The following is a 20803-nucleotide window of genomic DNA, read 5'->3' as shown; positions in this document are numbered from 1 at the left end:
GTTGATAGGCCGGATCTGGAAGGCGGGTAACCGCTGGAGGTGACCGGTACTAATAGGCCGAGGGCTTGTCCTCAGTTGCTCGCGTCCACTGTGTTAGTTCTGAGACAACGAACAGTTGTCGGCTAGAGCTTGAACGACACAACAGAAAAGTGTGCTTGTTCGCTCGAAACCATTAGGGTTTCGGTGGTCATAGCGTGAGGGAAACGCCCGGTTACATTTCGAACCCGGAAGCTAAGCCTTACAGCGCCGATGGTACTGCAGGGGGGACCCTGTGGGAGAGTAGGACGCCGCCGAACAATCTTTGGAGGACCCCTGGTCCCAGCGTTCACGCTGGGACCAGGGGTCCTTTTGTTTTTCCAGAAACTTTCAGAAACACAGTCCGGAGCGCGCCGCGTAGCTGGCTGCGCGAGAATGACTTGCGGTACCGAAGACAGGAGTCACCGATGTCCACCAACTCTCCCGAGGACCGACCGGAGCGCGAGGAGCGGCGACGGGACAGTGGTGACCGCGGCGACCGTGGCGGGTACCGCGGAGGCCCGAGTCGTAGCAACGATCGTGGAAACGACCGCGGCGGCAGCGGCGATCGCGGGGGCTACGGCCGCCGTGACGACAACCGGGGCGGCGCCCCTCGCCGTGACGACCGCGGCGGTGCCGGTAGCGGGGGCGGTGGCGACCGCGGTGGGTACCGCGGGCGTGACGACCGTTCCGCCGGCCCCCGTCGCGATGACCGGCCCGCGGGTCCTCGTCGTGACGACCGTCCGTCCGGGCCCCGTCGGGATGACCGTGGTGGCGAGCGTGGCGGGCGTCCCGGTGGTTTCCGTCGGGACGACAACCGCGGTGAGCGGCCCCCGTTCCGCCGTGACGACCGCAGCGACAACCGGGGTGGAGAGCGTCGCGACGACAACCGCGGTGGCGGTTTCCGGCGCGATGACAGCCGTGGTGAGCGTCCGCCCTTCCGGCGGGACGACAACCGGGGCAGCGGTGGCGGCTTCCGGCGTGACGACAATCGCGGTGAGCGGCCTCCGTTCCGCCGTGATGACCGCGGCGACAACCGTGGTGACAACCGGGGCGAGCGCCCTGCCTTCCGGCGTGACGACGACCGCGGCGACCGTGGCAGCTACCCCCGCCGTGACGACCGTCGCGATGACCGTCGTAGCGATGACCGTGGCAGTGGCGATCGCGGTGGATTCCGTGGGCGTGACGACCGTTCCGCCGCCCCGCGTCGTGACGACCGTTTCGCCGGCCCCCGCCGGGATGACCGCGGCGGCGATCGTGGTGGCTTCCGGCGCGATGACAGTCGTGGTGAGCGTCCTCCGTTCCGGCGTGATGACCGCGGCGACAACCGTGGTGACAACCGTGGTGAGCGTCCGCCCTTCCGGCGTGACGACCGCCGTGACGACCGTCGTGACGGTGACCGTCCTGCCTTCCGGCGTGACGACAACCGCGGGGACCGTGGCAGCTACCCCCGCCGTGACGACCGCTCCGCCGCCCCGCGTCGTGATGACCGTGGTGGGGATCGTCCTGCCTTCCGGCGTGACGACAGTCGTGGTGAGCGTCCTCCGTTCCGCCGTGATGATCGGGGCGACAACCGTGGTGACAACCGGGGCGAGCGTCCTGCCTTCCGGCGTGACGACGACCGCGGCGACCGTGGCAGCTATGCCCGCCGTGACGACCGTTCCGCCGCTCCCCGCCGTGACGACCGTCCGTCCGGGCCCCGTCGCGATGACCGCCGTGATGACCGTGGCGGCGATCGTGGAGGGCGTCCCGGTGGTTTCCGTCGGGACGACAGCCGTGGTGACCGTCCCGCGTTCCGGCGTGACGACGAGCGCGGTGGCTACCCCCGCCGCGACGACCGGCGTGACGACCGTCGCGGCGACGACCGCCGTGGTGGCGGCAGCCGGTTCCGGGACGAGCGGGACCGCGACCGGGAGCCGATCAAGCGGCTGCCGATCCCCGAGGACGTCACCGGCGAGGAGATCGACAAGGACGTACGGCAGGAGCTGCTCAGCCTGCCGAAGGGGCTCGCGGAGGACGTCTCCAAGAACCTGGTGATGGTCGCCCGGCTCATCGACGAGGACCCCGAGGGCGCCTACGCCTACTCCAAGATCGCCCTGCGCCTGGCGTCCCGTGTCGCCGCCGTGCGCGAGGCGGCCGGTTTCGCCGCGTACGCCAACCAGAAGTACAGCGAGGCGCTGGCCGAGTTCCGGGCCGCGCGTCGGATGACCGGCAGCGTGGACCTGTGGCCCGTGATGGCCGACTGCGAGCGTGGGCTCGGGCGGCCCGAGAAGGCGCTGGAGATGGCCGGCGCGGCCGAGGTGCACAAGCTCGACAAGGCCGGCCAGGTCGAGATGCGGCTCGTCGCGGCCGGTGCCCGGCGTGACATGGACCAGCTCGACGCGGCGATCGTCACGCTCCAGAGCCCCGAGCTGGCCTCGAACACCGTGCAGCCGTGGACCGCGCGACTGCGGTACGCCTACGCCGACGCCCTGCTCGCCGCCGGGCGCGAGGGCGAGGCGCGGGAGTGGTTCGCCAAGGCCGTGGAGTCCGACAAGGACGGCAGCACGGACGCGTCGGACCGGCTCGCCGAGATGGACGGGGTCGAGTTCGTCGACGCGTTCGTCGAGGACGACGACGAGGACGACAGCGACACCGTGACCGACGCTGAGGCCGAGGCCCTGGTCGATGACGAGGTCGAGCCCCAGGACGATGTCTCCGTAGTCGACGAGTTGGACGACGAGGACGAGGACGACGACATCGAGGACGACGCCGAGGACGAGGACGACGGTGTCGAAGCCGCTGCCGAGTCCACGGAAGACGTCGTCAAGGAAGACGTCGTCAAGGACGATGCCCTTCCTAAAGAAGATGACGACGACGACAAGAACTGACCCACGTCGGTGAAGTGACAAGGGCGGGACCCCAGCACCTGGGGTCCCGCCCTTTCGCGTTCCGGGTGGTGACGGCCGCGGCTCAGTCGTCCAGTGCGCGCAGCACCAGTCCCGACGCCGGTTTCGGGCCGAAGGACGTCGACTTGCGGGGCATCGTGACCCCTTGGCGGGCCAGGTCGCGGACGATCTCCTCGCGGACGGGGTGCATCAACACGGCCGTGCCGCCGTCGCGTTCGGCCTTGCGGACCGTGGCGGCGGTGTCGTGGATGTAGGCGATGCGGGCCGGGTCGTCCTCAGGGACGTGCCAGACGTGGTCCAGGAGGGTGGCGTGCAGGACCGTCGCGTCCAGGGTGCGCCAGGCGGCCGGGCGGTCGGCCGGGATCGTGCGGGCCAGGAGGTCCGGGTCCGGGTGGTCGACCAGGTGGAAGGCGCCGTCGCCGGCGAGGAGGAAGGCGTTGCCCTCGCAGGCCGCGTCGGCGAGGGCGTCCAGCGCTTCCGGGAGGGGCATCTCCAGGTGCCGTACCCGGAACAGGCCCTCCAGGGCGGCGAGGGCGGCGGAGACCGGGACGCCGTGCAGGAGGCGGTGGATCGCGCGGACGCGGAGCGGGTAGCGGGCCGTGTCCACGAGGAGGACGAGGCCGTAGTCCCAGGGACTGGGGGAGGGGTGCTCCGCGCGTAGACGTCGATAGGTCGCCCAGCGGTGGTGGCCGTCGGCGATCAGGGCCTGGTGGTGGGCCAGGTCCTGCTGGATGCGGGCCAGGTCGGCGGGGTCGGTGACCGACCAGAGGCGGTGGCTGTAGCCGTCCTCCGTGGTCGTCGACAGCAGGGCGGGGTCCTGGGCGATGCGCTCGACGACCGTCGTCGTGTCGGACGGCGTGCCATTGCCGCGGTAGGTCAGGAGCAGGGGTTCGAAGTTCGCCGAGGTGGCGCGCATGAGGGCCGCGCGGTCGGCGACCACGTGCGGCATGACGTCCTCGTGCGGCAGGACCACGCCCTCCGACGGGTCCGACAGGCGCAGGGCGCCGATGACACCGCGCTGCAACAGGCCGTTGCCGTCGTGCTGTTCGTAGACGTACAGGCCGGGCTCGGGGTCGGTGGTGAGGACGCCCTCGGAGAGCCAGCGGTGCAGGGTGTCGGCGGCCTGTTCGTTGCGGGCGCTGGGGGTGGTGGCCTGCGGGAGGATCAGCCGGACGATGTTGTGCGGGTCGGAGTCCTGGAGATGGTGCAGGCCGTCGGGGCGTACGACGACGTCGTACGGTGGGGACGTCACGGCGGCCAGGCTGCCGACCAGGTCGGGGTCGTAGCGAAGGCCTCGGAACGGGGTGAGTTCCAGGCCTCGGCGCTCCGTTGCTTCCGAGTGACCTGCGGTGTTCATCCCGGCATCGTACGTGTGTCAGTGGCATGCGGGATGATCGGGTGAAAGCGATCGAACGAGGAGCGATGTGGAATGAGCCAGAGCGTCAGGACGAGGCCCGAGGGCAGTGGCCGGGCCCTGAGCGAGGCGTACGACACGGCGCTGCTCGACCTCGACGGGGTGGTGTACGCGGGGGGTGAGGCGATCGCCCACGCGGTCGACTCGCTCGCCACCGCCCGCGCGGGCGGGATGCGGCTGGCCTACGTCACGAACAACGCGCTGCGGACCCCGGACGCGGTGGCCGACCACCTCACCGAGCTGGGCATACCGACGGGTGCCGACGACGTCATCACCTCCGCGCAGGCCGTCGCCCGGCTGATCAGCGAGCAGGTGCCGGCGGGCTCCCGGGTGCTGGTCATCGGCGGCGAGGGGCTGCGGGTCGCGCTGCGCGAGCGCGGCCTTGAGCCCGTCGACTCGGCGGACGACGAGCCGGTGGCCGTGGTGCAGGGCTACGGCGGTCCCGACCTGATGTGGTCGCGGTTCGCGGAGGCCTGTTACGCCATCGCGCGCGGGGTGCCGTGGTTCGCGTCCAACACCGACCTGACGATCCCGAGCGCGCGCGGCATCGCCCCGGGCAACGGCGCGGCGGTGGAGGTCGTACGCATCGCGACCGGGGCCGAGCCGCAGGTCGCGGGCAAGCCGTTGCCGCCCATGCACAAGGAGACGATCCTGCGCACGGGCGCCGAGCGGCCGTTGGTCGTGGGGGACCGCCTGGACACGGACATCGAGGGGGCGTTCAACGGCGAGGTGGATTCGCTGCTCGTCCTGACCGGGGTGACCGACGGCCCGCAGCTGCTGGCCGCGCCGCCGCAGCACCGGCCGACGTACGTCGACGCCGATCTGCGGGGCATGCTCACCGGGCAGCCCGAGGTCACCGAGGCGGGAGACGGCTTCCGGTGCGGTGGCTGGACGGCGACGGCGGGCCGTGACCGGCTGGAACTCGACGGTGAGGGCGAGCCCTTGGACGGGTTGCGCGCCCTGTGCGCGGCGGCCTGGACGGCGGCGGGGGACGGTTCCTGCACGCTGGACGGCGAGAAGGCGCTGGCGCGGCTGGAGTTGTGACACGGGGAGGCGGGCTCGGCGTCCGGGGCGCTGAACGGCGGGGGAGCGGGACACGGCCTCCGGAACACATGCGAGGGTAGGCTAACCTAACCTGGTGTTGGTCGACAGTCCTCCAGAACAGCGCGCGGAGACCGCCCCCGCGCCCCCAACCCACCGGGCGATACGTGTCCTTGGGCTCTTCGCCTCGATGGCGCTCCTGGTCCTCGTGGCCCTGGCGAGCATCGCGATCGGCGCGAAATCGCTGCCGTTGGGGGATGTGTGGCACGGCCTGTTCCATGACTCGGGGACCTATGCGGACGTCGTGGTCGGCGACCGCGTCTCCCGTACGGTCCTCGGGCTGCTCGCCGGTGCCGCGCTCGGCCTGTCCGGCGCGGTCCTCCAGGCGCTCACCCGCAACCCCCTCGCGGACCCCGGCCTCCTCGGCATCAACGCCGGCGCCTCCGCCGCGGTCGTCACCGCGATCACGTACTTCGGTGTCACCTCGCTGAGCGGCTACGTCTGGTTCGCCTTCGCGGGCGCGGCCGTGGTCGGCGCGCTGGTCTGGTTCCTGGGCGGCAGCCGGGGCGCCACCCCCGTACGCCTCGCCCTCGCCGGCACCGCGATCAGCGCCGCGCTCTACGGCTATCTCCAGGCCGTCATGATCATGGACGACGCGGCGCTCTCCAAGATGCGCTTCTGGACGGTCGGTTCACTGGCCTCGGCCACCGGCTCGACGATCACCCAGGTCGCGCCGTTCTTCGCGGTCGGCACGGTCGTCGCGCTGCTGCTCGCCCGCCCCCTGAACGCGGTCGCGATGGGCGACGACACCGCCCGCGCCCTCGGCGCCGACCTCAACCGCACCCGCGCGCTCGCCATGCTCTCCGCGACCGTGCTGTGCGGAGCGGCGACCGCGGCCTGCGGCCCGATCGTCTTCGTCGGCCTGATGGTCCCGCACGTGGTGCGCTCCTTCACCGGCCCCGATCTGCGCTGGATCCTGCCGTACGCCACGATCCTGTCGCCCGTGCTGCTGCTCTCGGCGGACGTGCTCGGCCGGCTGATCGCGCGGCCCGCGGAGCTCCAGGTCGGCATCGTGACCGCGATCATCGGCGGCCCGGTCTTCATCTATCTCGTACGACGGCGGAGGACGGCCCAGCTGTGAAGGCCACACGCACTCAGACTCTCCGTACCCGGGCCGTACGGACCGGCGGTCTCTCGCTGCGTCTCGACCCCCGCGCCGTGACGGTCGTCGTCCTTCTCCTGGTCTGCGCGCTCGCCGCGAGCGTCGTGCTGATCGGCACCGGGGACTTCCCGATCCCGGCCGGTGACGTCCTCAAGACGCTGTTCGGCGGCGGGAACGCGGGACAGGAGTTCATCGTCAACGAACTGCGGCTGCCCCGCGTCCTCGTCGGCCTCCTGGTCGGTGCCTCGCTCGGGCTCGGGGGTGCGCTGTTCCAGTCCATCTCCCGCAATCCGCTGGGCAGTCCGGACGTGCTCGGCCTCTCACAGGGGTCGACGGCCGGGGCGCTCGTCATGATCGTGCTGTTCTCCGGCAGCGCGACCGCCGTCACCCTCGGGGCGCTCGTCGGCGGTCTGGTGACCGGGCTCGCGATCTATCTGCTCGCCTGGAAGCAGGGCGTGCACGGGTACCGGCTCGTCCTGGTCGGCATCGGGGTCTCCGCCGTCGTCACCGCCGTCAACGGCTATCTGCTCACCAAGGCCGACCTCGTCGACGCGGCCCGCGCGGTTGTCTGGATGACCGGCTCCCTCAACGGCCGTGACTGGACGCAGGTCTGGCCGCTGCTCGCGCTGTGCGCCGTGCTGCTGCCGCTGGTCCTCGCCAACGGGCGCGGGCTGCGGATGATGGAGATGGGCGACGACGTGTCGTACGCCCTCGGGGTGCGCGTCGAGCGCGTACGGCTGCTGCTGTTGGTGGCCGCCGTGCTGCTCACCTCGGCCGCGACCGCCGCCGCGGGACCCGTCGGCTTCGTCGCTCTCACGGCACCGCAGCTCGCCCGCCGGCTGACCCGCTCGCCCGGTCCCAATCTGGTGCCCTCCCTCTGCATGGGCGCCACCCTGCTGGTCACCGCCGACTGGGCGTCCCAACGGGCCTTCGGCGCCGACCAGTTGCCCGTCGGCGTGGTCACCGGGGTCCTCGGCGGGATCTACCTGCTGTGGCTCCTGGTCACCGAGCGGAAGGCGGGCCGGATATGAGCGCGGCCAGGGCCACCACTCCCGCGAGCGCCGCCACGAACGTCTCCGCGAGCCTCTCCACGTATACCTCCACGCACACCTCTACGAACGCCTCGGCGAACGAGAACCACCGAAGGAGCACCGTGAACCGCCTGTCCGCCGAGAACGTCACCCTCGCCTACGACCAGCGCGTCATCGCGCGCGAGTTGTCCGTGGAGATCCCCGACAACTCCTTCACGGTGATCGTCGGCCCGAACGCGTGCGGCAAGTCCACGCTGCTGCGCGCCCTGTCCCGGATGCTGAAGCCGAACGAGGGCCGGGTGCTGCTCGACGGGCAGGTCATCCAGTCGATGCCGGCGAAGAAGGTCGCGCGCACCCTGGGGCTGCTGCCCCAGTCGTCCATCGCGCCCGACGGCATCACCGTCGGCGACCTCGTGGGCCGCGGCCGGTACCCGCACCAGGGCATCCTGCGCCAGTGGTCCGCCGAGGACGAGCGGGTCGTACAGGAGTCGATGGCACAGACCGGAGTCGCCGAACTGGCCGATCGCTATGTCGACGAACTGTCCGGCGGGCAGCGGCAGCGCGTGTGGATCGCGATGGCGCTGGCCCAGCAGACACCCCTGCTGCTGCTCGACGAGCCGACCACCTACCTGGACATCCAGCACCAGATCGACGTCCTCGACCTCTGTGCCGAACTGCACGAGGAGCAGGGCCGCACGCTGGTCGCGGTGCTGCACGACCTCAACCACGCCGCCCGGTACGCCACCCACCTCATCGCGCTGCGGGAGGGCACGGTCATCGCGGAGGGCGCCCCGAGCGACATCGTGACGGCCGACCTGGTCGAGGAGGTCTTCGGGCTGCGCTGCCAGGTGATCGACGACCCGGAGACGGGCACACCGCTGGTGGTGCCGGCGGCACGCAAGGCACGCGCGCGTGCGGGAGCCGCCGCCGGGGCAGGGACGGTAGCGGTGACTACAGAAGCTTCCTGAGGCGGAACAGGTCGAACACGTTGGCCTCCAGCTTCACCCGGCCCGAGCCCCAGGCCTTGGCGAAGTTCAGGCCGCCGTCGACCATGGCGACGAGGTCGTCACCGGCCATGGTCAGCCTGATCTGGGCCTTCTCCGCCGGAAGGCCCCGCACGGTCTCGTCCACCACGATCCGGCCGCCGGTGAGCCGGCCGACGAACGTGGTGTCGAGGTCGGTGATCCGGCAGCTGACCGAACGGTCCATGGCCGCGGCGGCGCGGACATTCCCATCGGCCTTCTGCATGTTGTCCGAGAGCTTCTCGAGTGCGGCGCGGCACTCTTCGATCGTTGCCATCGTGATCGACGGTACCCCAGGGCTTCGGGGTAGCGTCTGGGCATGAGCGACTCATTGCCCGAGGCCGAGGTCGGGGCCGTAGCGCAGGGTGTTCCGGCGGGTGTTCCGGAGGCCGTCGTGGAGCCGGAGCCCGCGTACGACCCGGCCGCCCCCGCGCCCCTGCACGTGGACCGCGCCCCGAGCGGCAACGCCGACGTCGATGCCCAGCTCGGGCGGCTCGCCGACACCGACCACCTCGCCACCGACGGACATGTCGAGGTGTACGAGGATGTACACCGGGGGCTGCGCGACGCGCTCACAGCGCTGGACGCCCGCCCGGGACCTCCGGGGCCCCCGAGGCCGTACGACAACAGGAGCTGAACCGAACGTGGCAGGAGTGGCACGCCGCCGTCTCGACGCCGAGCTGGTCCGACGGAAGCTCGCGCGCTCGCGGGAGCACGCGAGCCAGCTGATCGCCGCCGGCCGGGTCACCGTGGGCAAGACCGTCGCGACCAAGCCCGCCACCCAGGTGGAGACCGCGGCCGCCATCGTGGTCGTGCGGGACGACGACGATCCCGACTACGTCTCGCGGGGCGGCCACAAGCTCGCGGGCGCGCTGGCGGCCTTCGTACCGCGGGGGCTCGTGGTCGAGGGGCGGCGGGCGCTGGACGCCGGCGCGTCCACCGGAGGCTTCACCGATGTGCTGCTGCGGGCGCGTGCCACGCAGGTCGTGGCCGTCGACGTCGGGTACGGACAACTCGCCTGGTCTCTTCAGAGCGATGAACGCGTCACCGTCAAGGACCGTACGAACGTACGCGAGTTGACGCTTGAAGCGATCGATGGGGAGCCTGTGGATCTTGTCGTGGGGGATCTGTCCTTCATCCCGCTCGGGCTGGTGCTGCCCGCCCTGGTGCGGTGCACGAAGCCGGACGCGGACCTGGTGATGATGGTCAAGCCGCAGTTCGAGGTGGGGAAGGAGCGGCTGGGGAGCGGCGGAGTCGTCCGCAGCCCGGAACTCCGGGCCGAGGCCGTGCGCGAGGTCGCCCGGCGGGCGGCCGAGCTGGGGCTCGGGGTGCGCGGGGTCACCGCCAGCCCGCTGCCCGGGCCGTCGGGGAATGTCGAGTACTTTCTGTGGCTGCGGGCCGGCGCACCCGAACTGGACCCGGCCGATGTTGACCGTGCAGTGGCGGAGGGGCCGCGTTGACACAGAACCGAGCTCGTACTGTTTTCCTGCTCGCGCACACGGGTCGCCCGGCGGCCATCCGGAGTGCCGAACTGGTGGTGAAGGGGCTCCTGCAATCCGGTATCGGAGTGCGCGTCCTGGAGTACGAGGCACGCGACCTGCCGCTGCCCCCCGAGGTGGAGACGGTCACCGAGGCCACCCCGCAGTGCCTTGAGGGCTGCGAGCTGCTCATCGTCCTCGGCGGCGACGGCACGCTGCTGCGCGGCGCGGAGTTCGCCCGGGCGTCCGGGGTGCCGATGCTCGGCGTCAACCTCGGCAGCGTGGGGTTCCTCGCGGAGGCGGAGCGGGACGATCTCGACAAGGTCGTGGACCGGGTGGTCACGCGGGCGTACGAGGTCGAGGAGCGGATGACCGTCGATGTCGTGGTGCACAAGAACGGGAACATCGTGCACACGGACTGGGCGCTGAACGAGGCGGCGGTGCAGAAGGCCGGCGCGGAGAAGCTGCTTGAGGTCGTGCTGGAGATCGACGGGCGGCCGGTGACGGGGTTCGGGTGTGACGGGATCGTCTGCGCGACGCCCACCGGGTCCACGGCGTACGCCTTCTCCGCCGGCGGTCCTGTGGTGTGGCCCGAGGTCGAGGCGTTGCTGATGGTGCCGATCAGCGCGCACGCGTTGTTCGCCAAGCCGTTGGTCACCTCGCCGGACTCCGTGCTCGCCGTCGAGGTGCTGCCGCACATCCCGCCGGGGGTCCTGTGGTGCGACGGGCGGCGGACCGTCGAACTGCCTCCCGGGGCTCGCGTCGAGGTTCGGCGAGGTGCCGTGCCCGTGCGGCTTGCCCGGCTGCATCATGCGTCGTTCACGGACCGGCTCGTCGCGAAGTTCGCCCTGCCTGTTTCGGGGTGGCGTGGGGCTCCTCAGTAAGGTGCCGGTCGGTGAGGGCTTGTCGCGCTCGCGCGGCGGAGCCGCACATCGACACTGCCTCGCGCCCCTAAAAGAAGGGTCTGTCCACTCAGGTGGGTGACATGGGGGGCCTGTGTGCATTCGTCTACCTGGGCGTTCTCACTCGTGAGGTGGGGGGCGTCGCACAGGCGGCCCCCGACCTCGTAAGGTCGTGTCCGTGTTGGAGGAGATGCGGATACGGTCGCTCGGAGTCATCGACGACGCTGTCGTCGAGCTGTCGCCGGGATTCACCGCTGTCACGGGTGAGACCGGTGCGGGCAAGACCATGGTCGTCACCAGTCTCGGGCTGCTGCTCGGAGGGCGGGCGGACCCGGCGCTGGTGCGGATCGGGGCGAAGAACGCGGTCGTGGAGGGGCGGATCTCCGTGCCTCCGGGAGCCTCGGCCGTCCTGCGTGCCGAGGAGGCCGGTGCCGAGCTGGACGACGGGACGCTGCTCATCAGCCGTACCGTTTCCGCCGAGGGGCGGTCCCGGGCGCACCTGGGCGGGCGATCCGTGCCGGTGGGGCTGCTCGCCGAGCTGGCCGACGACCTCGTCGCCGTGCACGGGCAGACCGATCAGCAGGGGCTGTTGAAGCAGTCCCGGCAGCGGCAGGCGCTCGACCGGTACGCCGGGGACGCCGTCACCGGGCCGCTGGCCAAGTACGGCGAGGCGTATCGACGGCTGCGCGCCGTCGCCGTCGAGCTGGACGAGATCACCACGCGCGCTCGTGAACGGGCCCAGGAAGCCGACATGTTGCGCTACGGCCTCGACGAGATCGCCGGCGTCGAGCCGCGCCCCGGGGAGGACGTCGAACTCGCCGCCGAGGCCGAACGGCTCGGTCACGCCGAGGCGTTGGCGTCCGCGGCGACGGCCGCCCATGCCGCGCTCGCCGGTAACCCGGAGGACCCCGAGGGCATCGACGCGGCGACGCTCGTCGCGGGTGCGCAGCGGGCCCTGGAAGCCGTCCGGTCCCACGACTCCGAACTCGCCTCGCTCACCGACCGGATCGGTGAGATCGGCATCCTTCTCGGCGATGTGGCGGGGGAGTTGGCGGGATACGCCGACGACCTGGACGCCGATCCGCTGCGGCTGGCCGCCGTCGAGGAACGCCGGGCCGCCCTCAACGCGCTCACCCGGAAGTACGGCGAGGACATCACCGCTGTGCTCGCGTACGCGGAACAGGGCGCCTCGCGGCTGACCGAACTCGACGGTGACGACGAGCGCATCGACGAGCTGACCGCCGAGCGGGACGCGCTGCGCGGTGAACTGGGCGGCCTCGCCCAGGCGTTGACCGACGCCCGCACGGAGGCCGCCGAGCGCTTCGCCGCGGCGGTGACCGCGGAGCTGGCGTCCCTCGCGATGCCGCACGCGCGTGTGTCGTTCGAGATCCGGCAGACCGAGGACCCGGAGGGCGTCGAGGTCGGCGGCCGTGCGGTCGCCTACGGCCCGTCGGGCGTCGACGAGGTCGAACTGCTCCTCGCCCCGCACCCGGGCGCTCCGCCCCGGCCCATCGCCAAGGGCGCGTCCGGCGGTGAGCTGTCCCGCGTGATGCTCGCCGTGGAGGTCGTGTTCGCGGGTACCGACCCCGTCCCGACCTATCTGTTCGACGAGGTCGACGCGGGCGTCGGCGGCAAGGCGGCCGTCGAGATCGGCCGCCGCCTCGCGAAGCTCGCCAAGACCGCCCAGGTCGTCGTCGTCACCCACCTGCCCCAGGTCGCCGCGTTCGCCGACCGGCAGTTGCTGGTGGAGAAGACCAACGACGGCTCCGTCACCCGCTCCGGTGTGAAGGTCCTCGAAGGCGAGGAGCGTGTACGGGAGTTGTCCCGCATGCTCGCCGGCCAGGAGGACTCGGAGACGGCGCGGGCGCATGCGGAGGAGCTGCTGGCGACGGCACGGGCGGACGGGTAGCGGAACTTTGTACGCGGGCCCGGTCGTCCCCGGCAGTGAGCTGAGCGGGCGGGGCTGGTCGCGCCTGCCGCCGCCGTGGTGGGCGCGGCGGTGTACGGGGACAGGGTGAGCGAGCCGGCGCGGGCGAGCTGAGGCGGGGAGCCCGTTCCGGACGCGCCGCCTCCTCACTCGTACGGGTGACACCCGTGCCCCTGTTGCCCCTCGGCACGGCCCCCATGCCCGCCGGCGTTGCCGGAACACCCGTACGTGCTGGCATCCTTGAGTCGGAACGCGTAGGAAGCGTGCGGTACACCCCCTCCGCCCGATCCTTCTGTACTTTCTTCGTGACCGCCCGTCGCCGAACCAGGAGCCCCGGCCACGTGACCCCCGTGAGCAGCCACTCACCGCACGGCCAGTCGCCGCTGCGCACCGTGCAGGTGCTCGGCGGAGGCAACGCCGCGAGCAGCGCGCATGTGCGCTCCCTGGCCTCCGGGCTCGTCGCGCGGGGCGTGCGCGTGACGGTGTGCGCCCCCGTCGAGGCCGATCACCTCTACGACTTCACGGGCGTCGGCGCCGACCATGTGCACGTGCCCCGCAGCAGCGACCCGGCGTCCGTGGCCGTGCTCCGGGCGGCCTGCGCGGACGCCGACCTGGTGCACGCGCACGGGCTGCACGCCTCCTTCCGTGCCGTCCTCGCCCTCAGCGGTCGCCGCACCCCGCTCGTCGTGACATGGCACAACCGCACCCAGGTCGAGGGAGCCCGGGCGCACCTGCTGCGGCTGCTGGAGCGGCGGGTCGTGAAGGCCGCCGTGGTGGTGCTGGGTACTACGTCCGATCTCGTCGACCGGGCCCGGCGCACCGGCGCCCGCGACGCCCGCCTCGCCGCCGTCGCCCTGCCCGGACCGCGTCGAGCCGCCCCGGACCACGAAGATCCCGACCGGCTCAGCCCCAAGCTCCGGGCCGAACTCGGCGCCACCGCCCGCCCGTTGCTCGTCGCCGTCGGCTCCCTCGACCGGGAGCGCGGCTACGACACCCTCCTGGACGCCTCGCGCGGCTGGTGCCGACTCGATCCGGCGCCGTTGCTCGTGATCGCCGGGGAGGGGCCGCTGCGGGGCGAGTTGCAGCGCCGCATCGAGGACGAGGAACTGCCGGTCCGGCTTCTCGGGCGGCGCGACGACGCGAGCGAGATCCTCGCCGCCGCCGATCTGGCACTCCTGCCCAGCAGTTGGGAGTCCCGCTCGGTGATCGCCCAGGAGGCACTGCACGCCCGCGTCCCGCTCGTCGCGACCGCCGTCGGCGGCATCCCCGAACTCGTCGGCGACGCCGCCGAACTCGTGCCCTACGGCGACGCGAAGGCCCTCGCCGACGCCGTCTCCCGCCTGCTGGGCGACCCGGAACGCCGGGAACTGCTGCGGGAGAAGGGCGCCCGGCAGGCGGCCAGTTGGCCCACCGAGGACGAGACCGTCGCCCAAGTGCTCAGCGTCTACGACGAGTTGACCCAGCCGCTGCCGTTCACCTGAGAGCGCCGCCTCAGGGGACGAGTCTGCGGGCGCGCAGCGCGAGGCTCAACGCCAGTACCGTCTGCGGGTCTTCGAGGTCGGTGCCGAGCAACTCCCCTATCCGGGCGAGCCGGTTGTAGAGGGTCTGCCGGTTGAGGTGCAGTTCGCGGGCGGTCTCCGCCTTGCGGCCCGCGTGCGCCAAGTACGTTTCCAGGGTGGGCAGCAGCGGCGGCTTGGAGCGGTTGTCGTGGTCCCGGAGCGGGCCGATCGCGCGGTCCACGAAGGCCGCGAGGTCCGGGTGGTCGCGCAGCCGCCACAGCAGCAGCTCGATGTCGAGGCGCCGTGCGTCGTACCAGGGCCGGTCGGACAGGCCCTGTGCCGCCGTCGCCGTCTCCGCCGCGTGCCGCAGCCCCGCGGACGCCGCCGTCCAGCCGCCGGCCACCCCGACGACCACGATCGGCGGCTGCGCGCCCGGGCGTTGCATTCCGGCGCGCTCGACTCCCGCGCGCAGCGCGGCCGCCACCCGGTCCGCGACCGCCGACCGCTCCGACTCCGAGCGCAGGCCGAGAAGGAGCGGGACGCGGCCCTCGACCGGTCGTACGCCCAGCAGGACCGGAACTCCCACCGAGGCCAGCTCCTCGGCGACCGCGCGGGCCAGGACCGCCCAGCCGCCGCCGGGTGCGGCGAGGGCGTCGCCGAGCCGCATGACCACCGGCAGCAGCGGGCTGGTGCCGGGCTTGAAGCCCAGGACGCGGGCCTGCGCCGGGGCGTCCTCGGCGGCGATGCGGCCCTCGGCGAGGTCGGTGAGGAAGTCGCCGCGTCCGCGCGCGGCCAACTCCTCTTCCTGGCGGGCCTGCATGAGGACCACGGCCAGGCTGCCCGCGGCCCGTTCGGCGGCGATGCGGTGCACCGGCGCGAGCGGCGCCCGTACCGGAAGCAGCACGATCCGCGCCCGTACCGACCCCGTACCGGGACCGCCCCCCGGCACGTCCACCAGGACCGAACCGGCGGGCGGCGAGGCGTCCTTGTGCTGGCCGCGCAGGCCCTCCCACACCTCCAGCGGGTCCGCGCCCTCGGGCCCCGACCCCGCCGCGTACAGGAGTTGGCCGTCCGGGGTCTCCAGGAAGACCGGGTTGCCGCTGAAGTCGGCCAGGATGCCCAGGACTTGGGGGATTCCGCCGCCGCCGAGCAGGGCCTCCGTGCAGCGTCGGTGGACCTCCTCGGCCTGCTGGAGCAGCGCGTAGTGGCCGTTGACGATCTCGGTGTGGATCTCCTCGGTGACCGCGACGAACGGCACCTCGCGGTGCAGCTGGACGAGGGGGAGGCCGGTCGTCCGGGCCGTCTCCACCAAGGTCGCGGGGAGGCGGGTGAAGCGCGGACCCAGTTCGACGACCAGGGCCGCGATGCCACGCTCGGCGAGGGTGCGGACGAACGCGCGCTGCTCCGCGGGGCGCGTGCCGAGGCCGTAGCCCGTGGTCAGGAGGAGTTCGCCGCCCTTGAGGAGGGAGGCGATGTTCGGGACCTCGCCCGCGTGCACCCAGCGCACGGTCCGCTGGAGGCGGTCGGCGCCCGCCAGGATCTCCGGCAGCCCGCTGCGCAGCCCGGGCAGCTCCAGCGCCCGTTGAACGGTGATGCCGGCGCCCTGGCCGGCGACTGTGCTGTCCGTACGGCTGTCCATGCAGCGGACGGTACCTGCGGGAACGCCCCGGGCACATCTCGGGCCCGGGGCGTGCGCTCGGCGCGGTCAGCCGCCGTAGGCCCCCGAGGCCGTCAGGCGCAGGGCCGTGTCGATCAGGGGGACGTGGCTGAAGGCCTGCGGGAAGTTGCCGACCTGGCGTTGCAGGCGCGGGTCCCACTCCTCGGCGAGGAGGCCCAGGTCGTTGCGGAGCGACAGGAGCTTCTCGAAGAGCTTGCGGGCCTCGTCGACCCGGCCGATCATCGCGAGGTCGTCCGCCATCCAGAACGAGCAGGCCAGGAACGCGCCCTCGTCGCCGGGGAGACCGTCGACGCCCTCGTCCGTGCCCGAGGTCGGGTAGCGCAGGATGAAGCCGTCCGGCGTGGACAGCTCCCGCTGGATCGCCTCGATGGTGCCGATCACGCGCTTGTCGTCCGGAGGCAGGAAGCCCATCTGCGGGATGAGCAGCAGCGAGGCGTCCAGCTCCTTCGAGCCGTACGACTGTGTGAAGGTGTTGCGCTCCTTGTCGTAGCCGCGCTCGCACACGTCCCGGTGGATGTCGTCGCGCAGCTCGCGCCACTTCTCCAGCGGGCCGTCCGCGTCGCCCGACTCGATCAGCTTGATCGTGCGGTCGACCGCGACCCAGGCCATCACCTTCGAGTGCACGAAGTGGCGGCGCGGGCCGCGCACCTCCCAGATGCCCTCGTCCGGCTCGTCCCAGTGCTTCTCCAGGTAGCGGATCAGCTTCAGCTGGAGCAGGGAGGCGTAGTCGTTGCGGGCCAGGCCCGTCATGTGGGCCAGGTGCAGGGCCTCGGTGACCTCGCCGTAGACGTCCAGCTGGAGCTGGTGCGCGGCGCCGTTGCCGACCCGGACCGGGCCCGAGTTCTCGTAGCCCGGCAGCCAGTCCAGCTCCGCCTCGCCCAGCTCGCGCTCGCCGGCGATGCCGTACATGATCTGGAGGTTCTCCGGGTCTCCCGCGACGGCGCGCAGCAGCCACTCGCGCCAGGCGCGGGCCTCCTCGCGGTAGCCGGTGCGCAGCAGCGAGGAGAGGGTGATGGCCGCGTCGCGGAGCCAGGTGTAGCGGTAGTCCCAGTTGCGGACGCCGCCGATCTCCTCCGGGAGGGAGGTGGTGGGCGCGGCGACGATGCCGCCCGTCGGGGCGTACGTCAGGGCCTTCAGCGTGATCAGGGAGCGGACCACGGCCTCGCGGTAGGGGCCGTGGTACGTGCACTGCTCGACCCAGTCGCGCCAGAAGTCCTCGGTGGCCTCCAGCGACTGCTCCGGCTCGGGGAGCGGCGGCGGCTGCTTGTGCGAGGGCTCCCAGGAGATGGTGAACGCGATGCGGTCACCGGGGGCGACGGTGAAGTCCGAGTACGTCGTCAGGGACTTTCCGTAGGTCTCGCAGTCTGTGTCGAACCACACGGAGTCGGGGCCCGCGACGGCGACCGTGCGGCCCTCGTGCTTGTGCACCCAGGGGACGACCCGGCCGTAGGAGAAACGCATGCGGAGGGCCGAGCGCATCGGGACGCGGCCGGAGACGCCCTCCACGATGCGGATCAGCTGGGGGGCGCCGTCGCGAGGGGGCATGAAATCGGTCACGCGGACCGTGCCTCGCGGGGTGTCCCACTCGGACTCCAGGATCAGCGAGTCGCCGCGGTAGCCGCGCCGGGCCGCGGTGGGCGGCTGCGCGTCGGCGGCGTGGGCCGGGCCCAGCCGCCAGAAGCCGTGTTCCTCGGTGCCCAGCAGGCCGGCGAAGATGGCGTGGGAGTCGAAACGGGGCAGGCACAGCCAGTCCACCGTGCCGTCCCGGCAGACCAGGGCAGCGGTCTGCATGTCTCCGATGAGTGCGTAATCTTCGATGCGCCCGGCCACGTGCAACTCCAGTCGAACGGCCACGTCGCCCCATGCGAAAGGGGCGGTCGCTGTGTGCGGTCAAGGGATCGTTTGTAGTGCGTCGTTGAGCCATGAAGCAAATGAGGGTCGTTGCTCAACGAACTGACGAGCTCTCGTTGTTCCGGGAGATACGGGCGGGGGTGGTGCCGTGTTCCGGACCGGCTCGGCAGCGAGTGTCCGAGCAGGATACGACGCACGTAGATGATCTGTGTGCCGCTCTCGCCAACGGACCTGGGCCGAACGGGTGAGCAACCGGTGAGAACCAGGTAACCAGGGCGCGTCTGTGTCGACGGCGGCCCTGTGTGTGTCGAGGTGGCTGCGGAGCGTGGCCGGAAGCCATCTCGTCCGGGCGCTGATACCCTGGTAGCCCGTGGACCGGTGGGCACAAAACCCCCGACCGCACTTCGAACCGCGACCACGGGAGCCCCCTCTTGGCCATGCCGCCCAAATCCACGACGACCAAGCACATCTTCGTCACCGGGGGTGTCGCCTCCTCGCTCGGCAAGGGCCTCACCGCCTCCAGCCTGGGAATGCTCCTCAAGGCGCGGGGCCTGCGCGTCGTGATGCAGAAGCTCGACCCGTATCTGAACGTCGACCCCGGCACGATGAACCCCTTCCAGCACGGTGAGGTGTTCGTCACCAACGACGGTGCCGAGACGGACCTCGACATCGGACACTACGAGCGCTTCCTGGACCGCGACTTGGACGGCAGTGCCAATGTCACTACAGGCCAGGTCTACTCGACGGTGATCGCCAAGGAGCGGCGCGGCGAGTACCTGGGCGACACCGTGCAGGTCATCCCGCACATCACCAACGAGATCAAGCACCGCATCCGGCGCATGGCGACCGACGAGGTCGACGTCGTCATCACCGAGGTCGGCGGCACGGTCGGCGACATCGAGTCGCTGCCCTTCCTGGAGACGGTCCGCCAGGTCCGCCACGAGGTCGGCCGGGACAACGTGTTCGTGGTGCACATCTCCCTCCTCCCGTACATCGGCCCCTCGGGAGAGCTGAAGACGAAGCCGACCCAGCACTCGGTCGCCGCCCTGCGCAACATCGGTATCCAGCCGGACGCCATCGTGCTGCGCTCCGACCGCGAGGTGCCGACCGCGATCAAGCGCAAGATCTCGCTGATGTGCGACGTCGACGAGGCCGCCGTCGTGGCCTGCCCCGACGCCCGCTCCATCTACGACATCCCGAAGACCGTGCACAGCGAGGGCCTGGACGCCTACGTCGTCCGCAAGCTGGACCTGCCGTTCCGTGATGTGGACTGGCGGACCTGGGACGACCTGCTCGACCGCGTCCACAACCCGCTGCACGAGATCAACCTCGCGCTGGTCGGCAAGTACATCGACCTGCCCGACGCCTACCTCTCGGTCACCGAGGCGCTGCGCGCCGGCGGGTTCGCCAACAAGGCCCGTGTGAAGATCAAGTGGGTCACCTCGGACGACTGCAAGACCCCGGCCGGCGCCGCCAAGCAGCTCGCCGACGTGGACGCGATCTGCATCCCCGGCGGCTTCGGCGACCGCGGGGTGTCCGGCAAGGTCGGCGCCATCCAGTACGCCCGCGAGCACAAGATCCCGCTGCTCGGCCTCTGCCTGGGCCTCCAGTGCATCGTGATCGAGGCCGCGCGCAACCTCGCCGGCATCGCGGACGCCAACTCCACCGAGTTCGACGCGGCCACCGGCCACCCGGTCATCTCCACGATGGCCGAGCAGCTCGACATCGTCGCCGGCGAGGGTGACATGGGCGGCACCATGCGCCTGGGCATGTACCCCGCCAAGCTCGCCGAGGGCTCCATCGTGCGCGAGGTCTACGACGGCAAGGAGTACGTCGAGGAGCGGCACCGCCACCGCTACGAGGTCAACAACGCCTACCGCGCCGAGCTGGAGAAGAAGGCCGGGCTCCAGTTCTCCGGCACGTCCCCGGACGGCAAGCTCGTGGAGTACGTGGAGTACCCGCGCGAGGCGCACCCCTACCTCGTCGCGACGCAGGCCCACCCCGAGCTGCGTTCCCGCCCGACCCGGCCGCACCCGCTCTTCGCGGGCCTGGTCAAGGCGGCCGTGGCACGCAAGACGGGCGAGTAGTACGAGGGTTGTACGGTGACCGGGGTGCGCGCCTTCAAGAGGTGTGCACCCCGGCCGTTTTTCAGGCGACGTCCGTGAACGTGTGTTCTCGGGAACGTGTTTCGTGTACGTGTGGAGGGACAGCGCATGACGATCAAGGACACCCCCGAGGAGTGGGAGATCCGGGCGACCGCGACCCCCTTCGTCGGCAACAAGACCTCCGTGCGCACCGACGACGTGGTCATGCCCGGCGGCGCGGTCGTGCACCGCGACTACCAGGTCCACCCCGGCTCCGTGGCCGTCCTCGCCCTCGACGAGGAGGACCGGGTGCTGGTGATCCGGCAGTACCGCCACCCCGTGCGGCAGAAGCTGTGGGAGATCCCGGCCGGACTGCTCGACATCCCTGGTGAGAACCCGCTGCACGCCGCCCAGCGCGAGCTGTACGAGGAGGCGCACGTCAAGGCCGAGGACTGGCGGGTGCTGACCGACGTCTACACCACGCCCGGCGGCTGCGACGAGGCCATCCGCATCTTCCTGGCCCGGAACCTGTCCGAGGCCGACGGGCAGCGCTTCGAGGTCGAGGACGAGGAGGCCGACATGGAGCACGCGCGTGTGTCCGTCGACGACCTGGTCCGCGGGGTCCTCGCCGGCGAACTGCACAACAACTGCCTCGTCGTCGGCGTCCTCTCCCTGGTCGCCGCCCGGCACGGCGAGGGCCTCGACGCGCTGCGCCCGGCCGAGGCGCCGTGGCCCGCGCGTCCCTTCGAGTCCTGAAGCCACGCGAGCCGAACCCCGCACCTCGCCCCGCGTCACCCACCCCTCATCCTTT

At 71.5% G+C, this 20803-nt stretch carries 16 protein-coding genes, 1 rRNA gene and 1 pseudogene; 14 read left to right on the top strand and 4 right to left on the bottom strand.

The features are described 5' to 3' along the window. Positions 1 to 179 precede the first annotated feature (179 nt). From rrf to ACIRB1_RS20775, 3 genes and pseudogenes are all read left to right on the top strand, one after another. Positions 180 to 296 (top strand): 5S ribosomal RNA (gene rrf, locus ACIRB1_RS20785). A gap of 147 nt (positions 297 to 443) precedes the next feature. Further along, a pseudogene (locus ACIRB1_RS20780) lies at positions 444 to 1697 on the top strand (hypothetical protein); the annotation flags it as partial. Between the two features lie 246 nt (positions 1698 to 1943). After that, positions 1944 to 2885 (top strand): hypothetical protein, encoded by a 942-nt coding sequence (locus tag ACIRB1_RS20775; RefSeq protein WP_403466508.1) that lies wholly within the window; start codon positions 1944 to 1946, stop codon positions 2883 to 2885. An 82-nt stretch (positions 2886 to 2967) separates the two neighbouring features. On the opposite strand, the gene ACIRB1_RS20770 is transcribed toward ACIRB1_RS20775, so the two are convergent. Further along, positions 2968 to 4260, bottom strand: coding sequence for a DUF1015 domain-containing protein (locus tag ACIRB1_RS20770; RefSeq protein ID WP_352180115.1), 1293 nt, complete (start codon positions 4258 to 4260; stop codon positions 2968 to 2970). Positions 4261 to 4332: 72 nt separating this feature from the next. Here ACIRB1_RS20770 and ACIRB1_RS20765 point away from each other — a divergent pair, with 72 nt between their 5' ends. The 4 genes from ACIRB1_RS20765 to ACIRB1_RS20750 all read left to right on the top strand — a co-directional run bounded on the left by ACIRB1_RS20765 (position 4333) and on the right by ACIRB1_RS20750 (position 8519). Beyond that, positions 4333 to 5361: an HAD hydrolase-like protein gene (locus ACIRB1_RS20765; protein WP_352180116.1), complete on the top strand. Its 1029-nt coding sequence runs from the start codon at positions 4333 to 4335 to the stop codon at positions 5359 to 5361. Positions 5362 to 5455: 94 nt separating this feature from the next. Further along, on the top strand, positions 5456 to 6499 hold the full coding sequence (locus ACIRB1_RS20760) for an iron chelate uptake ABC transporter family permease subunit (RefSeq protein ID WP_352180117.1): 1044 nt from the start codon (positions 5456 to 5458) through the stop codon (positions 6497 to 6499). Continuing rightward, complete coding sequence (locus tag ACIRB1_RS20755; RefSeq protein ID WP_403466491.1) at positions 6496 to 7551, top strand: FecCD family ABC transporter permease; 1056 nt, start codon at positions 6496 to 6498, stop codon at positions 7549 to 7551. Before ACIRB1_RS20760 ends, ACIRB1_RS20755 begins: the two co-directional genes overlap by 4 nt. A gap of 122 nt (positions 7552 to 7673) precedes the next feature. Next, positions 7674 to 8519 carry an ABC transporter ATP-binding protein gene (locus ACIRB1_RS20750; protein WP_403466507.1) on the top strand — a complete coding sequence of 282 codons (846 nt, stop codon included), beginning with the start codon at positions 7674 to 7676 and terminating at the stop codon, positions 8517 to 8519. On the opposite strand, the gene ACIRB1_RS20745 is transcribed toward ACIRB1_RS20750, so the two are convergent. Continuing rightward, positions 8503 to 8850: an SCP2 sterol-binding domain-containing protein gene (locus ACIRB1_RS20745; protein ID WP_352180119.1), complete on the bottom strand. Its 348-nt coding sequence runs from the start codon at positions 8848 to 8850 to the stop codon at positions 8503 to 8505. The two genes, ACIRB1_RS20750 and ACIRB1_RS20745, sit on opposite strands and share 17 nt — an antisense overlap. Before the next feature lie 42 nt (positions 8851 to 8892). Here ACIRB1_RS20745 and ACIRB1_RS20740 point away from each other — a divergent pair, with 42 nt between their 5' ends. The 5 genes from ACIRB1_RS20740 to ACIRB1_RS20720 all read left to right on the top strand — a co-directional run bounded on the left by ACIRB1_RS20740 (position 8893) and on the right by ACIRB1_RS20720 (position 14361). Next, positions 8893 to 9210, top strand: a complete 318-nt coding sequence (locus ACIRB1_RS20740; RefSeq protein WP_403466490.1) for a hypothetical protein — start codon at positions 8893 to 8895, stop codon at positions 9208 to 9210. 7 nt (positions 9211 to 9217) lie between these two features. After that, positions 9218 to 10033 (top strand): TlyA family RNA methyltransferase, encoded by an 816-nt coding sequence (locus ACIRB1_RS20735; protein ID WP_403466489.1) that lies wholly within the window; start codon positions 9218 to 9220, stop codon positions 10031 to 10033. Further along, entirely contained in the window at positions 10030 to 10935 is a 906-nt protein-coding gene (locus ACIRB1_RS20730; protein WP_352180122.1) for an NAD kinase, read from the top strand. Before ACIRB1_RS20735 ends, ACIRB1_RS20730 begins: the two co-directional genes overlap by 4 nt. 208 nt (positions 10936 to 11143) lie before the next feature. Then, positions 11144 to 12862 carry a DNA repair protein RecN gene (recN, locus tag ACIRB1_RS20725; protein WP_403466506.1) on the top strand — a complete coding sequence of 573 codons (1719 nt, stop codon included), beginning with the start codon at positions 11144 to 11146 and terminating at the stop codon, positions 12860 to 12862. A 359-nt stretch (positions 12863 to 13221) separates the two neighbouring features. Continuing rightward, complete coding sequence (locus ACIRB1_RS20720; RefSeq protein ID WP_403466488.1) at positions 13222 to 14361, top strand: glycosyltransferase family 4 protein; 1140 nt, start codon at positions 13222 to 13224, stop codon at positions 14359 to 14361. Between the two features lie 10 nt (positions 14362 to 14371). On the opposite strand, the gene ACIRB1_RS20715 is transcribed toward ACIRB1_RS20720, so the two are convergent. Continuing rightward, complete coding sequence (locus ACIRB1_RS20715) at positions 14372 to 16018, bottom strand: PucR family transcriptional regulator (RefSeq protein WP_403466487.1); 1647 nt, start codon at positions 16016 to 16018, stop codon at positions 14372 to 14374. 66 nt (positions 16019 to 16084) lie between these two features. Then, positions 16085 to 17887 (bottom strand): glycoside hydrolase family 15 protein, encoded by a 1803-nt coding sequence (locus tag ACIRB1_RS20710; RefSeq protein WP_352180125.1) that lies wholly within the window; start codon positions 17885 to 17887, stop codon positions 16085 to 16087. 458 nt (positions 17888 to 18345) lie between these two features. Here ACIRB1_RS20710 and ACIRB1_RS20705 point away from each other — a divergent pair, with 458 nt between their 5' ends. Both ACIRB1_RS20705 and ACIRB1_RS20700 read left to right on the top strand, forming a co-directional pair. Further along, complete coding sequence (locus ACIRB1_RS20705; protein WP_352180126.1) at positions 18346 to 19995, top strand: CTP synthase; 1650 nt, start codon at positions 18346 to 18348, stop codon at positions 19993 to 19995. 126 nt (positions 19996 to 20121) lie between these two features. Beyond that, positions 20122 to 20748, top strand: a complete 627-nt coding sequence (locus tag ACIRB1_RS20700) for an NUDIX domain-containing protein (protein ID WP_403466486.1) — start codon at positions 20122 to 20124, stop codon at positions 20746 to 20748. The last annotated feature ends 55 nt before the right edge of the window (positions 20749 to 20803 follow it).

The organism is Streptomyces sp. NPDC096013 (genome assembly GCF_044763565.1).
In the GTDB taxonomy this organism is placed as follows: Bacteria; Actinomycetota; Actinomycetes; order Streptomycetales; family Streptomycetaceae; genus Streptomyces.
The sequence above is the reverse complement of the archived record's forward strand: the minus strand, read 5'-3'. Positions and strand labels throughout refer to the sequence as shown.